The 14515-nt window shown below is 42.7% G+C and carries 14 protein-coding genes; 10 read left to right on the forward strand and 4 right to left on the reverse strand.

The window, feature by feature from the left end:
- Window positions 1-145: 145 nt before the first annotated feature.
- The 10 genes from hsdR to OCV58_RS05395 all read left to right on the forward strand — a co-directional run bounded on the left by hsdR (window position 146) and on the right by OCV58_RS05395 (window position 11137).
- A complete protein-coding gene (gene hsdR, locus OCV58_RS05355) occupies window positions 146-3430 on the forward strand; it encodes a type I restriction-modification system endonuclease (protein WP_154877173.1) in 3285 nt (1094 codons plus the stop codon).
- Window positions 3427-4842, forward strand: coding sequence for a class I SAM-dependent DNA methyltransferase (locus tag OCV58_RS05360; protein WP_154877174.1), 1416 nt, complete (start codon window positions 3427-3429; stop codon window positions 4840-4842). The genes hsdR and OCV58_RS05360 overlap by 4 nt, the downstream gene beginning before the upstream one ends.
- Window positions 4843-4862: 20 nt before the next feature.
- On the forward strand, window positions 4863-6191 hold the full coding sequence (locus OCV58_RS05365; protein ID WP_154877175.1) for a restriction endonuclease subunit S: 1329 nt from the start codon (window positions 4863-4865) through the stop codon (window positions 6189-6191).
- 205 nt (window positions 6192-6396) lie between these two features.
- Window positions 6397-7515: a DUF262 domain-containing protein gene (locus tag OCV58_RS05370; RefSeq protein ID WP_154877176.1), complete on the forward strand. Its 1119-nt coding sequence runs from the start codon at window positions 6397-6399 to the stop codon at window positions 7513-7515.
- Complete coding sequence (locus OCV58_RS05375; protein WP_154877177.1) at window positions 7512-8000, forward strand: HEPN domain-containing protein; 489 nt, start codon at window positions 7512-7514, stop codon at window positions 7998-8000. The genes OCV58_RS05370 and OCV58_RS05375 overlap by 4 nt, the downstream gene beginning before the upstream one ends.
- A gap of 22 nt (window positions 8001-8022) precedes the next feature.
- Window positions 8023-8256, forward strand: a complete 234-nt coding sequence (locus OCV58_RS12210) for a DUF4357 domain-containing protein (RefSeq protein ID WP_154877178.1) — start codon at window positions 8023-8025, stop codon at window positions 8254-8256.
- 12 nt (window positions 8257-8268) lie between these two features.
- On the forward strand, window positions 8269-8832 hold the full coding sequence (locus OCV58_RS05380; protein ID WP_154877179.1) for a DNA-3-methyladenine glycosylase I: 564 nt from the start codon (window positions 8269-8271) through the stop codon (window positions 8830-8832).
- An 18-nt stretch (window positions 8833-8850) separates the two neighbouring features.
- Entirely contained in the window at window positions 8851-9126 is a 276-nt protein-coding gene (locus tag OCV58_RS05385) for a hypothetical protein (protein WP_087477734.1), read from the forward strand.
- 226 nt (window positions 9127-9352) lie between these two features.
- Window positions 9353-9607, forward strand: coding sequence for a hypothetical protein (locus tag OCV58_RS05390; RefSeq protein ID WP_087477735.1), 255 nt, complete (start codon window positions 9353-9355; stop codon window positions 9605-9607).
- Between the two features lie 288 nt (window positions 9608-9895).
- On the forward strand, window positions 9896-11137 hold the full coding sequence (locus OCV58_RS05395) for an IS256 family transposase (protein WP_095630433.1): 1242 nt from the start codon (window positions 9896-9898) through the stop codon (window positions 11135-11137).
- 310 nt (window positions 11138-11447) lie between these two features.
- Here the strand turns inward: OCV58_RS05395 and OCV58_RS05400 are convergent, their stop codons facing one another.
- The 4 genes from OCV58_RS05400 to OCV58_RS05415 all read right to left on the reverse strand — a co-directional run bounded on the left by OCV58_RS05400 (window position 11448) and on the right by OCV58_RS05415 (window position 13621).
- The gene (locus OCV58_RS05400) at window positions 11448-12827 is read right to left on the reverse strand and encodes an S-layer homology domain-containing protein (protein ID WP_154877180.1); all 1380 of its coding nucleotides are present in this window, start codon (window positions 12825-12827) and stop codon (window positions 11448-11450) included.
- Window positions 12828-13114: 287 nt separating this feature from the next.
- Complete coding sequence (locus tag OCV58_RS05405) at window positions 13115-13195, reverse strand: hypothetical protein (RefSeq protein WP_267312802.1); 81 nt, start codon at window positions 13193-13195, stop codon at window positions 13115-13117.
- Window positions 13196-13227: 32 nt separating this feature from the next.
- Window positions 13228-13374 (reverse strand): type II toxin-antitoxin system YoeB family toxin, encoded by a 147-nt coding sequence (locus tag OCV58_RS05410; protein ID WP_267312801.1) that lies wholly within the window; start codon window positions 13372-13374, stop codon window positions 13228-13230.
- The gene (locus OCV58_RS05415; protein ID WP_154877181.1) at window positions 13367-13621 is read right to left on the reverse strand and encodes a type II toxin-antitoxin system Phd/YefM family antitoxin; all 255 of its coding nucleotides are present in this window, start codon (window positions 13619-13621) and stop codon (window positions 13367-13369) included. Before OCV58_RS05415 ends, OCV58_RS05410 begins: the two co-directional genes overlap by 8 nt.
- Window positions 13622-14515: the final 894 nt, after the last annotated feature.

Genomic DNA, 14515 nt, shown 5'->3' on the forward strand with positions numbered 1-14515 from the left:
TGGGTTTGTTTCGCTTTTTTGTTGTAAAAGAAACACTTGTTTCTATCAAACATAGGGGAACAGATGTAGTTTTTGTTGCAGAGAAATTCTGATATAATATATATAAAATAATTTCGTATTAACATTGCAGTTAGAAGGTGAAACTATGTATTCTAACTTTGATTTTTTAGAAGAACGATTTTCGGTATTAGCAACCTTTGGCCGTCAGGCAGAGCAGTATTGTTATAGCGACGCCAATTCCTGCTTAATGAAATTGGGCATGATTGGGGAGACTATTGTCAATTTGATGTATGCCTATGATAATATTCCCTTCCCGCAGGAAAATACGGCGGCTATGCGAATTGACGTTTTGCTGCGCGAAGAGATGTTGGATCGCAGTTTGGCAGATATTTTGCATGTGCTGCGTAAGGTACGGAATAAAGCGGTTCACGAAAATTACGCGTCCGTAGAAAAGGCCAAAACATTGCTGCCTATGACGTACAGCTTATGCGAATGGTTTATGGAAACGTACGGTGATTGGAATTATCAGCACAAGGACTATGTGCCTATCGAAGCCAGAGCTGCTGCGGCCGCTGGTTCTGCCAAACCGTCGTCAGCAGAATTAGATGAAATATTAATGCAGTCTGCTGAAGTTATGGCAGAAAAAGCCGTTTCAGTAGGTGCTGATGCTCGCAGAAAACAAGCACGAACTGCCGCGGGGTATCGTTATATTTCAGAAGAAGAAACGCGGTACATGATTGACGAACAGCTTCGGAAAGTGGGTTGGGAAGCGGATAGTCAGGAACTTCGCTATGCGAAAGGCACGCGGCCGAAAAAGGGACATAATATGGTGATTGCCGAATGGCCTGTGCAGCTGCCGGGAGGACGGACCGGGCATGCCGATTATGCTGTCTTTATCGGTTTAAAAATGGTAGCTATTATTGAAGCTAAAGCAATGCACAAAGATATTCCTTCTGTTTTGGACTATCAGGGAAAAGCGTATCCTAAGGGTATTCGCGAAGCTGACGCGGTATATCAAGCGGGTCAGTGGGGTGCGTATAAAGTTCCGTTCACCTTTGCGACGAACGGCCGGCCTTATTTGGAGCAATATCAGACGAAATCAGGCGTGTGGTTTTTAGACCTGCGTGCTTCGTCCAATGTGCCCAAGGCTCTTCATGGCTGGATGAGTCCCAGAGGGATGGAAGAACTCTTGAATCGGGATACCGAAAAAGCGAACAGCAGCTTAAATCGGTTATCATACAACGTATTAAAAGACCCTGCCGGTTTGGGACTTCGCTATTATCAAATCGACGCCGTACGGGCCGCCGAACAGGCTGTTATCCGCGGACAAGATCATGTGTTGCTGGCTATGGCGACGGGAACTGGAAAGACGCGTACTATTTTAGGCCTCATGTATCGCTTTTTGGTGACCAAACGATTTTCACATATTTTGTTCCTTGTAGACCGGAATGCATTGGGGACGCAAGCCTTGGAAACATTCCGCAACGCCAAACTGGAACAAATGCAGACGTTGGATAATTTATATAATATCAAGGAGTTAAAAGATAAAAAGCCCGATAAAGAAACAAAAGTGCAAATCGCTACGGTACAGAGTATGATCAAGCGGATTTTGTATAATGACGACGATGTGATGCCGGCTATTACGGATTACGATTTAGTCATTATCGACGAAGCTCACCGCGGCTATATCCTCGACAAAGAAATGAGCGATGATGAAGAACTGTATCGCAGTCAAGATGAATACCAGAGTAAATACAGAGCTGTCGTCGACTACTTTGACGCAGTAAAAATCGCCATGACGGCGACGCCGGCTCTGCATACGACGCAAATTTTTGGATTGCCTGTATATACGTATACGTATCGTCAGGCCGTTATAGACGGCTATCTTGTAGACCATGACGCGCCTCATCGGCTGAAAACAAAGCTGAGCCAAGAAGGTATTCACTATAACAAAGGCGATGTCGTGGCTATGTACGATCCCGATACGGGCGAACTCCTGAACGGCGCGTCTTTGGCCGATGAAGTAGATTATGATGTAGAGGATTTTAACCGTAAGGTTATTGCAGAATCCTTCAACCGTATAGTACTAGAAGAAATTGCCGAAGAGTTGGACCCGTCGGACCCGCAGAAAGGGAAGACGCTGATTTATGCTGCAAACGATCAGCACGCCGACTTGATTGTGCAGATTCTGCGGCAAATATATGAAGGCGTATTAGATAATCAGGCTATTTTGAAAATTACAGGGCAAGCTGGCGGCGGCAACCGAAAATATATAGAAGACGCTATACGCCGGTTTAAAAACGAACGCTATCCGAATATCGTCGTGACTGTCGACCTGCTTACAACTGGCATTGATGTGCCGGAGATTACGACGCTCATATTTCTGCGGCGCGTAAAATCCCGTATTTTGTTTGAGCAAATGTTGGGAAGAGCAACGCGTCTTTGCCCGGATATTCATAAAGACCATTTTGAGATTTATGATGCCGTCGGCGTATACGACTGCCTTGAAGACGTAACTTCGATGAAGCCTATTGTCGTCGACCCGTCCGTAACGTATGCGCAGTTATTGGAAGGCTTGGAATCTTTGGAAGAAGAGGGAAAAGTAAAACAACTCGTCGGTCAGATTTTAGCAAAGGCGCAGAGAAGCATTCGCCGTATGAGTGATGACGACAGAAAGCATGCCGACACATTGTGCGGCCAATCTATCAAAACTTGGCTGGAAGACTTAAAAGGGAGAACGCCGGCCGATTGCCGCAATCGCATTTTGGAGCAAAAAGACCTGTTCAACATGCTGGAGGACAGCAAAGGGATGGAGAGGAAACGATATATCATCGTGTCTGATGTGCCGGATACGCTTATTGAACATAAGAGAGACTATGGTTCCAGCGAGGAAAAAGAGAAGGTCACGCGGCCAGAAGATTATTTAGAGGCTTTTTCAGACTATATCAACCATAACATAAATGAAATTGCCGCTTTGAATATTCTCTGCACGCGGCCGAAAGAGTTGAAACGGGAAGAATTGCGTCAATTAGAACATATCTTGATGACAAATGGCTTTTCTGTGACTCAACTGAATACAGCCGTATCAGAGATGACGAATGAAAAGATGGCTGCCGATATTATCAGTTTCATCCGCCGCAGCGCCTTGGGGTCGACGTTGCTCAGCCACGAAGCGCGCATCCGCCGGGCCGTAGAACGGCTAAAACGGGCACATCATTTTACTGCTGGGCAGCTTGCCTGGTTGAGGACGATAGAAGCGTATCTCATGAAAGAATCAGTTATTACGACGGACACGTTTAATACGGATAGCCGCTTTAAAAGCAAAGGCGGTTTTGCCAAGCTAAACAAAAACGTATTTGACAATAAATTGGAATACATCATAGATGAACTCAACACCTATCTCTATGACGACGGAGGAAAATTAGGATGACGACACAAGAAATTGTTGGAAAGCTTTGGAATCTCTGCAACGTGCTGCGCGACGACGGTATTACGTATCACCAGTACGTGACGGAGCTGACATATATATTGTTTTTGAAAATGGCAAAGGAAACGGGAAGCGAAAAAAACATTCCTCAAGGATACCGTTGGGACGATTTGACCTCCCGCAGCGGTCTCGACCTTAAGAAATATTACAAAAGCCTTCTCGACTATTTGGGCGAACATGGGGAAGGAAGGATTCAGGAGATTTATGCTGGCGCGGCAACGAATATTGACGAACCGAAAAATCTGGAAAAGATTATCGTATCTATTGATGAATTGGACTGGTTTTCGGCCAAAGAAGAAGGGCTGGGAAATCTTTACGAAGGCTTGTTGGAGAAGAACGCCAATGAAAAGAAGTCCGGCGCAGGCCAGTATTTTACGCCCCGCGTCCTTATCGACGTTATGACGCGGCTTATGAAACCGCAGCCCGGCGAGCGGTGCAATGACCCGGCCTGCGGCACCTTTGGATTTATGATTGCCGCCCATCAGTATGTCAAAGAGCGTACAAATGATTTCTGGGATCTCGACGCCGATATGGCGGAGTTTGAACAAAACGAGGCCTTTACGGGTTGCGAGCTCGTTCATGATACGCACCGGCTGGCTTTGATGAACGCTATGCTTCATGACATACATGGGAAAATCCTGTTAGGCGATACCTTGTCTGATGCGGGGAAAGGATTGAAAAACTTTGACCTCGTCCTGACGAACCCGCCTTTCGGGACAAAAAAAGGCGGCGAACGGGCGACGCGCGACGATTTTACCTATCCGACGAGCAATAAACAGCTCAATTTCTTGCAACATATTTACCGCAGTCTGAAAGCTGACGGTAAGGCTCGCGCTGCCGTCGTCCTGCCGGATAACGTCCTCTTTGCCGACGGCGACGGTGAAAAAATTCGCGTTGACCTTATGAATAAATGCAATCTCCATACGATTTTGCGCCTGCCGACAGGCATATTTTACGCGCAGGGCGTTAAGACGAACGTCTTATTCTTTACGCGTGGTACGGAAGAGAAAGACAATACAAAAGAAGTTTGGTTTTACGATCTGCGGACCAATATGCCGTCTTTTGGTAAGAAAAATCCATTGAAGAAGGAACACTTTGCTGCCTTTGAAACGGCCTATGAGGCTGAAAATCGGCGTGATATACAAGACGAACGGTGGAGCGTTTTTACAAGAGAAGAAATCGCGGCCAAAGGAAACAGCCTCGACCTCGGCTTGATTAAAGACGACTCTATTATTTCTTATGAAGATCTACCCGACCCGGCCGAAAGTGCGGCTCAGGCGGTAAAAGATTTGCAGGAAGCAGCCAAACTCTTGCAGGAAATAGCCGATGAATTGCAGGCCTTGAAGGTGAAATAACAAGGAAGGATAACACATACATGGCAAAAAAGAAAGAATTAACACCAGAAGAAAAGCTTCAGCAGGCTATCGTGCCGAAAGAAGAACAGCCTTATCCATTGCCGGAAGGTTGGCGGTGGGTGCGATTAGAAAGTATTTGTGAAGTAATCATGGGGCAATCACCGAATGGAGTCGAAACAACTGATGATAGTTCATATATACCACTAATAGGCGGTGCTGCTGATATGGGCGAATTGTATTTGCAGCCGCATCAATATACTAAGAAACCTACTAAAATATCTAAAGCCGATGATTTAATATTGTGTATTCGAGCCACTTTAGGGCGTCCTAATTTTGCAGATGGAGAGTATTGTTTAGGACGCGGAGTAGCGGCTATTCGTTCTAATCTGTGTTCAAAAGAATTTTTGCGTTATATGTTTTTGAATTTTGAGCAGTATTTGTATGATAACGCGACAGGAAGTACTTTCTTATCAATAGGAAGTAGTGCCTTGAAGTCCATGCCGGTTCCTTTTCCTTCACAGACAGAACAAATACAAATTGTCGAAAAGATAAATAGCTACTACCAAAGATTAGATGAGGCGAGTAAGCTCATTCAGCATGTTTTAAATTTATCTGAGAAAAGAAAAGCTGCTATTCTCCATAAAGCCTTTACAGGCGAACTTACAACCCAGTGGAGAAGAGAGCACAGCGTGGGGATGGAGAGTTGGGAGAAAACGATTCTAAAAAATGTTTGTAAAGTGAATCCTAAAAAAATAAATACAAATGGATTGTCTGATAATCTAGAAGTATCCTTTTTTCCAATGGCTTCTTTATCAGAAACAAGTGGAGAAATTACAAAGCCAAAAACTAAGTTACTTAAGGATGTAAGAACGGGATTTACTAACTTTTTGGAGGGAGATGTGGTATTTGCTAAGATTACTCCATGTATGGAAAATGGCAAATCAGCGATTATCGGCAAACTGGTAAACGACATTGGGTACGGGACAACGGAATTTTACGTATTGCGGTGTGGAGAAAAGTTGTATAATCGATATTTATATCATATAGTACGTGACATTGCATTCCGAAATAAAGCCAAATCCGTAATGGTGGGAGCTGTAGGTCAACAACGCGTGCCAAAGTCATTTATGGAAGATTACCTCTTAAATTTACCTTCTGTTTGTGAACAAAAAAAAATCGTCCAAATTCTTGACGACTTTTTCGTTAAAGAGATACAAGTAAAAAAAGCAGCCGAAGGAGTGATAGAACAGATAAAACTTATCCAAAAAGGTATCCTTGGGTGTGCTTTTCGTGGCGAGTTGGATAACAATAACTTTAGCAAGGCGTGTGAGGAGGAGCCATTGAAATAGGCTTTAAGTTGTTAACAAAGATAAAATATTATAGCATGTAAGTATATTAATTTAAAAGTAATAAGGTGTATACATATATTGTCAATATCAAAGTCAGTATACATGAAGCTATTTTCACGCGAGGAATTGTGTTATATAAAAAACGAGAGTAATTTAATTTAAAAATTTAAATATGTGTTAATTTAAATAAAAGGAGATCTAAAAAATGAGTACAAAAGAAAAAAATTATATTGAAGAAATTCAGTCTGAAATTGAGGATGATTATTCAGATGATTCTCTTTTCAACATTTCATCATGGGGTGCAGATCTTTCTTTCAGAGAATTGATCAGCATGTATGAGGAAGATGAATTAGTTAAACCTGAACTCCAGCGAAAATATGTCTGGGATAGAGTAGAAGCAAGTAGGTTCGTTGAATCTATTTTGTTGGGTTTGCCTGTACCAAGTATTTTTTTAGCACAGTCAGGAAGTCAGAAGCTAATTGTAGATGGGTATCAGCGAATTATGACAGTATATGATTATATGCGTGGAATTTTTTCTACGGATAAAAAAGTGTTTAGACTATCTAATTCCGAAAAAATTAATGAAAGATGGAGAAACAAGGCGTTTTCAGAATTGTCTACCGATGATCAGCGCAAAATTAAAAGCACTACAATTCACGCTATAATTTTTGAACAGAAGAAACCAGAAAATGATGGTACTAGCCTATATCAAATATTTGAACGTATTAATACTAGTGGAAGAACTCTGACACCGCAGGAAATTCGAAATTGTGTATACCAAGGCTCATTCAATACTATGCTTTTTGAGATAAATGAAAATAGAATATGGCGAGAATTATTTGGTACTAAAGAAGTTGATAGTCGAATGCGTGATCTTGAATACATTCTTCGTTTTTTTACTATGAAAACCGATGACATCTTAAATAATAAGAGCAAGCAAATTTCTTTAAAAAAGGCACTCAACGATTTTATGAAAGCCCATAAAGAAGACAATTCAGAAGAGATTCAAAATTTCAAAGAGGAGTTTGAACGAACCGTACAAATTGTCCATGATTGCATTGGCATAACCGCATTTAAAAATTATATTCGTGGCAGATTTTCTAAAAAATTTCATCCAGCTATTTTCGATGCAATTATGGTTGCAGTATTTCTAATTAATAGAAAGGGAGTTCAATGTACTAATGTTTCTGTTGAAAAACATATTGATCTTCTTACGAATCCTGAGTTCAAAGAAGTAACCAGTAAGCGTACTACTGATATTGAAAATATTCAAAAACGAATTTTTCTTGTGGGTAAAATGTTGTTTGGGGTTGATCTCAAATGAAGCAGGAATTACAGGAAATGTTAGATGAATGCACCGCCGAATTAGATGATATTGAGGTGCGTATTAATGTATTACCTTCTTTAGATAAAGGACGGCAATATTTTACTAATTACGCACTTATAAAGGCTTGTGGTACAGTTGAATTCGTGTATCGTTCTATTGTCGCGGATCATTTTTCCAAATTAACAAATAGTAGAATTGATACGTATCTTGATACGACAATTAGAAGGGGATCTATGAGTGCAAAATATGAAATGATGCAGAAATTACTTGGAAAATTTGATGAGCAATGGAAAAAAGATTTTCAAAATGCCGTAAAAACAAGAACCGATAAAGAAAAATTGATTAGGGCATCAAATTCTTTAGTGGAGAATAGGCATTCTTTTGCACACGGAAAGTCCCCAACAGCTACATTTTTAGAGATTAAACAATATTATACAGATGTTGTTGAGCTTATACATATTTTTGATTCAATAGTTTGTTAGTATTGATTTGTAGTATGTATTTATGATTAAGCTTTACTGTTATAAAAGATTTGCTGTATCAGAAAGCGTCGAAGATAATTCATGTTATAAATTAAGGCAGCGCTTGGAATCGGACGGCACGATTTGCGAAGAAACGTTTTCACGAGATTATGGGTTCAGCTCACCTTCGGCAGCAGCTGCTGTCGTGAGGGGAAGTCATTCTAATGGAAATATACTATGGAAAACGCAAGATGGTGTGAAATTAAGAGATTTATAAAAGGAGTTTCTCATGAATTCAATTTGCCCATGGGCCTTAGGCGACCCGTTGCTGCGGGAATATCACGATACGGAATGGGGCGTGCCTTGTCATGACGATACGATGTTGTTTGAGCTGCTGTGTCTTGAAGGGGCGCAGGCTGGGTTGTCGTGGCTGACGATTTTGAAGCGGCGCGAGGGGTATCGTAAGGCCTTTCAGAATTTTTCCATACCGGCCTGCGCGGCGCTGACCGACGACGATCTGGAGGAGATTCGTCTTCACGGCGATGTGATTCGCAACCGCCTGAAAATTGCTTCGGTGCGGAAGAACGCCCGCGTTGTACAGGAGATTCAGCAGGAGTTTGGTTCCTTTGACGCCTATGTTTGGCATTTTACGGAGGGGAAGCCGATTCGCAACGCTTGGAACGAGCAGAAGGACATACCGGCTCAGTCGGAATTGTCGGAGCGCATCAGCAGGGATTTAAAGAAGCGGGGCGCGTCCTTCGTCGGGCCGGTGATTATGTATTCCTTTTTGCAGGCCGCCGGCGTGCTGAACGACCATATTGCGTCTTGTCCTTGCGGCGATGGGGCGTATTAAATAAAGAAGGTGCAGCATATGAAGCTATTGTTATTGATGGTAGTATGTTTATGCGTCTGGATTTGCGGCAGTGCGGTGTCACAGGCGACATACGAGGAATACGATGCAGGGTATGCGAAGGGCTATGAAGATGCCTGTATGGGCTTGTGGGACGAGTGGCCGGATTACGGCTCAGAAGATTTTAAAATCGGCTATGCCGATGGGCAGGGAGAACGGCGTGACGAATTGGATGCGGCTCATGACGATGGCTATTCTGCCGATGAATACGATGACGGTGATAGTGATGAATGGTAAATAATATACAACAGCCTCGGAGCTTCATGAAGAACTCCGAGGCTGTTGTATTAAGAAATAGGTTATTTTACTGTAATTTTACATTTGAAAATTGCATAATTCTTCTTTTTTGCTATTTTCTTATGGTACAATGTGTAATATACAGGAGATGAAAGGGATATTCAACATGGGCTGTACCATGTTGAGATAACGCGGCTTGTTATTTTTGACAGAGAGGTGAAGAACTATGAAGCGTTGGTTAGTGATGATGATGTGCGCCGTATGGTTTCTGATGGGCAATCTTTCCTTTGCCATGACGTCGCCTTTGGGGATAGGATCATCGCCCACTTGGGGAAGCGGCATGCCGGCGTTGGAGTCCTTTGACGATGATGATTACTGGGACGACGACCGCTGGGAAGACGATGACGATGACTACTGGGATGACGATCGTTGGGAAGATGACGATGACGACGATTGGGACGACGACCGATGGGAGGATTAAGACCTGAGCTTCTTGCAGCGTATATCTTTGCGTTAGATAGTAAACTATATTGACATGACATCATATGTTCGTATATGATGTTGCCGTAGGCATTACACACACAACGGCAGGCGGTTATATCGCCCCTATCCATTTCGAATGAATGGGGGTGATGCCCATGAACGAAACGAACATAACGTTGTTATTGTTGATTGTTCTGGTTGTTCGACTATGTGAAGCTTTTTCTGTAAATAACTGCTAGGTATAGGTCTTCCATGATACAATCTAAATCATAGGAGGCTTACTATCATGGCAAGAGAAAAGAAACCGGTACATAAGGTCATTATGACCGAAGGAAAACGCAGCATTATTCAACAACTGTTTCAAGAGTATGACATTCAATCCGCAGAAGATATTCAGGAAGCACTGAAAGATCTGCTGGGCGGTACCATCAAAGAAATGATGGAAACCGAGATGGACGAACACCTTGGCTATCAGAAATCCCAGCGGTCTGACAGTGAGGATTACCGCAATGGGTATAAGAGAAAGCGGGTCAACAGCCGGTATGGTACCGTAGATATCCAGGTACCGCAGGACCGCAACTCCACGTTCGAACCGCAGGTGGTCCGTAAACGGCAAAAAGATATCTCTTCTATCGACCAGAAAATTATCTCCATGTATGCCAAGGGAATGACGACCCGGCAAATTTCAGAAACGTTAGAGGATATCTATGGATTTGAGGCTTCCGAAGGCTTCATTTCCGATGTAACCGATAAAATCCTGCCTCAAATTGAAGACTGGCAGAAACGCCCGCTGTCGGAAGTGTATCCTGTCCTCTATATTGATGCCATTCATTATTCTGTCCGGGATAACGGAGTGATCCGGAAGCTGGCAGCCTACGTCATTCTGGGAATCAACGTGGACGGACAAAAAGAAGTTCTGACGATTCAGGTCGGAGACAATGAGAGCGCAAAATATTGGCTTTCCGTGCTGAATGAATTGAAAAATCGCGGGGTAAAAGATATCCTGATTCTCTGTGCCGATGGCCTGAGCGGGATCAAAGAAGCCATCGCCGCAGCCTATCCTAACACGGAATACCAGCGCTGCATCGTACATCAGGTACGAAACACGCTGAAATATGTAGCAGACAAGGATCGTAAGCCTTTTGCCAATGATTTAAAGACTATTTATCAGGCTCCGTCTGAAGAACAGGCTTTGGAATCTCTGGAAAGGGTAACCAAAACATGGTCTGTAAAATATCCGAATTCCATGAAAAGTTGGAAGCAAAACTGGGATGCCATCTGCCCAATTTTCAAGTTTTCCATGAACGTAAGAAAAGTGATTTACACGACCAATGCCATCGAATCCCTGAATTCCACCTACCGGAAGCTGAACCGTCAGAGAAGCGTATTTCCAAGCGATACAGCGCTTTTAAAAGCCCTGTATCTGGCGACGTTTGAAGCCACCAAAAAATGGACCATGCCAATCCGAAACTGGGGACAGGTGTATGGGGAACTGAGCATAATGTACGAAGGCCGACTCCCAGAGTAACGCATAGCTGGCAAAAGCAGGCGAAAATCCTGTCTGTACTTGACATGTTCAGCATGTGTTGTTATATATAAACCATGAGCTGAAAGTTCTCAAATTCGCTTTCAGCTTACCAAGTATCATAGAAGATCTATGTTTACAGAGATTTTCTCACAGGCTCAAACATTGTAACAGGAGCATATACCCCAACATTTGACAAAGAACCTGTATTAGCATAGCAAGATACGCAAGAATCGTCAATATTTTTGCCAATTTAGCTACAAAAAAGCCGCCCGTTGCCGGGCGGCCTTTAAATGTTTCCGCAAAGATGAAATTAGAATGCGAATACAAATTCTGCACGAGTCTGTTCTTTTTCTCTGGCGTTATTATCATCATGACCGTCTTTTGTATCGGTTGCAAAAGACTGCATAACGCTGAATTTCGCATTTTTAGCAAATACGTAGTCGATGCCTGCGCCCCAGGACGTAATATTGTCCATGTAATCGCCGAATCTCCAAGAATTCGTAGATCCACCAAGGAACGCGCCGTCTTCAGCGTCGATGTATTCAACCCAGATATCCCACGATTTCGGCTGAGCCATAGAGGCTTTACCATAAGTTACGCGGCCAATCCATACGTTAGCACTATCATCGCCATTAACATTTACCTGGTCATCAGCGAAATTGACATTTTCGTAGTTAGCAAGGACATTCCATTTAGAACCGAAATTCCAGTTTACATAGCCGCCCCAGAGATCATCGCCCCAGAACTGCAAATAATCATCTGCACCTTGGCTTTCTTTATCATAGAATTTATCTCCGCCGTTGAAGTTATAATAGTATACGCCAACAGAAGATCCATTACCGAAGAAGCCTTCAATTTCACCATAAGCAGTTTTAACACCGTCAATCATGTCATCCGGATCCCATGCATTGACTTTACCGCCAACAGCAACATCTGTACCTTCTTTAAGTTTTGCATAACCAGCTGTTACTGCCAACTTACCGTTGTTGAACTGTAATTCAGCACGGTCGGCAACATCGGCATACTGGAAGCCATAGGAACGAGGGCCACCAATAATCCAGTCAGCATCACGACCAAGGCTGAGGTTCCAGTTCGGGCTGCCAAAGTTGTAGTCAACTTTGATAACGTCAGCAAATACATCGCCGTCTTCATTCGTGCCAGCACTAGTGGAACCGTTAGAACCGAAATTCTGATTATCCGTGGAGAGACCAACCGTGGCAGTTACACGGTCATTGACCTGAGCCTGGCCACGGAGGCGGATACGATAATCCCAAGAATTATCATTATCACGTTCACCGTTAATATAACGATAACGGAGACGAGCATCGCCGGTGAATTTGATGTTGCCGACTTTGTTTTCGAGGTTCGATACGCGAACGCCGAGGTTGTTCAGTTCATCAGCGTATTCGTCAGCCAATTTGTTGATTAAAGCGCGCTGTTCAACCGTAGCTTTGTCCATGTGAGCCATAGCTTTTGCTACCATTTCAGCTGCTTCATAACGGGTGATGTTACGCTGGCCCTGGAAGTATTCGCCGTCTACGCCCTGGATGACGCCTGCGTCAGCCAATTCTACTACGGATTTGTATGCCCAGCTGTCCGTCGGTACGTCGACAAACGGGTTAGCTGCGAATGCATACGTTGCGCTTACTGCCATCGTTGCTGCCAATGCTGCTAATACTTTTGCTTTCATTGTTAAATGACCTCTTTTCTAAAATATAAAACGATAATTTACGTTACAGTCGAGCTCTATATCGTTCGTTTTAAAGGGTCATTGGCGAGTTGTCCTAGTTTCCTCTCTTTTACTGCCTTAAAACTCAACAGATATGCGCTCTATTTAGCTGCACCTACGCCTAAAGCGTACTTCAGCTTTGCCTATATTGTAACGCAAAATTTACTTTTTGTCAAAATTCTGTAAACTTTTATTCATTTTCCTCTGAACAATAATATAATAGCGGCACATTTTTTTGATATAGCGCATTAGTCCTCATAGTGCCCCCGACAGGCAATAACCCAAAGACTGCCGTTTTCATCTATGTTATATATGTGGCGATTTTTCATATCAATCCGTCCGCTCCATACAGGCCGATATTTTAATGGTTCTGGCTTTCCAATCCCATATGCCAAGCCATTTTGTCAATATCTTTAATCAGGTCGTTAATGCGCTTCAAGGTTTTCTTATCTTGCATCTGCCAATATAAATAATCATCCCAAGCTCTGTCCGACCACAACTTATTCATCGTCCACCTCGATTAATTCATGCTGCTGTCCTTTTCCTTGGGAAAGCTGTTCAATACCACGATCAATCATACCTAAATACTCCGCGTTATGAACGGCCCGCATTAACTCATTATATTTTTCCAAACTCATCAGCACGACGTTTTTTTCTTCTTTCCTGGTCACGATAATCGTTTCGCCATGATCGGTCGCTTTATCGCAATAGTCTTTCAATTTTCCTCGAATTGTCGAATAATTTACAGCCAACATTGCAATCCCTCCTTGTACTATTTATTGTACAATATTATGTACGTTTTAACAAGAATGGGGGATACAAAAGCAATAAAAATATTTTTAATTGAAGCGTATTCAGATTGACCTGTTTTATTTTTTTAGCTATAATAAATATGAAAAACGAGGCATTATACCAGCAAACGGTATAGCCCCCATAGTAGTTACAAAAGAGTAACCGTTTTTAGCTGGGGAAAACTAAAGGGACGGTTACTTTTTTGATGTGTCTTTTAATAACACTACCAGAACGATTAACAACAATAACGTTACGTTTGTTTCGTTCATAGGCATCACCCCCAATCTTTACTGGGGGCAAGTTCACCGTCTGCCGTTATGCGATATAATGCCTCTTATTGCCTATTGTACAAAAACATGTATTATATTGTCAAAAATAAACAGATTAAAATTTAGTTAAAAATAAAACGCTGCGCCCTTCGCTTACAGACAATGCAAATCCATCTATGATATACTAAACGCGTTGCTTGTACTTCCTGCAACAGGAAGGAGGTGCGCCATGTTTGAGATTGCGGTCTCCCTGTTACTTTCTATCGCGGCAAATGTGATCTCCTACTACATTTGCAAATGTCTGGATAGAAAAGGATAAGCAACCAGACTGGCCGTCAGCGTTCGGCATAGAATAAACGTTAAAACCCCTCCATAGCTGGTATCTATGGAGGGGTTTGTGCGTCATGGCAAATTGCGTTCTCCCTTTTGCCTGTCTTTAGTATAACAGGAAATTCAGAAAATGCAAGACTATATCCGACTATGACAGTGTCAAGTGGTAGTGTCAAGTATTTTTCGCAAAATGGTTTGCAGGCCCTGATATGAGTGAAGTCACCCAGCAATGGAGGTATCCTCCAGAGCCGCCTGTAG

This window comes from Megasphaera stantonii (assembly GCF_025567065.1).
GTDB lineage: Bacteria > Bacillota > Negativicutes > Veillonellales > Megasphaeraceae > Megasphaera > Megasphaera stantonii.

Bases quoted from the DNA above. Each gene is read 5' to 3' on its own strand.
- OCV58_RS05360 (WP_154877174.1), top strand. From the start codon at position 3,427: ATGACGACACAAGAAATTGTTGGAAAGCTTTGGAATCTCTGCAACGTG.
- OCV58_RS05365 (WP_154877175.1), top strand. From the start codon at position 4,863: ATGGCAAAAAAGAAAGAATTAACACCAGAAGAAAAGCTTCAGCAGGCT.
- OCV58_RS05370 (WP_154877176.1), top strand. From the start codon at position 6,397: ATGAGTACAAAAGAAAAAAATTATATTGAAGAAATTCAGTCTGAAATT.
- OCV58_RS05375 (WP_154877177.1), top strand. From the start codon at position 7,512: ATGAAGCAGGAATTACAGGAAATGTTAGATGAATGCACCGCCGAATTA.
- OCV58_RS12210 (WP_154877178.1), top strand. From the start codon at position 8,023: ATGATTAAGCTTTACTGTTATAAAAGATTTGCTGTATCAGAAAGCGTC.
- OCV58_RS05410 (WP_267312801.1), bottom strand. From the start codon at position 13,374: ATGAATAAGTTGTGGTCGGACAGAGCTTGGGATGATTATTTATATTGG.
- OCV58_RS05405 (WP_267312802.1), bottom strand. From the start codon at position 13,195: ATGAAAAATCGCCACATATATAACATAGATGAAAACGGCAGTCTTTGG.
- OCV58_RS05385 (WP_087477734.1), top strand. From the start codon at position 8,851: ATGAAGCTATTGTTATTGATGGTAGTATGTTTATGCGTCTGGATTTGC.
- OCV58_RS05400 (WP_154877180.1), bottom strand. From the start codon at position 12,827: ATGAAAGCAAAAGTATTAGCAGCATTGGCAGCAACGATGGCAGTAAGC.
- hsdR (WP_154877173.1), top strand. From the start codon at position 146: ATGTATTCTAACTTTGATTTTTTAGAAGAACGATTTTCGGTATTAGCA.
- OCV58_RS05380 (WP_154877179.1), top strand. From the start codon at position 8,269: ATGAATTCAATTTGCCCATGGGCCTTAGGCGACCCGTTGCTGCGGGAA.
- OCV58_RS05390 (WP_087477735.1), top strand. From the start codon at position 9,353: ATGAAGCGTTGGTTAGTGATGATGATGTGCGCCGTATGGTTTCTGATG.
- OCV58_RS05415 (WP_154877181.1), bottom strand. From the start codon at position 13,621: ATGTTGGCTGTAAATTATTCGACAATTCGAGGAAAATTGAAAGACTAT.
- OCV58_RS05395 (WP_095630433.1), top strand. From the start codon at position 9,896: ATGGCAAGAGAAAAGAAACCGGTACATAAGGTCATTATGACCGAAGGA.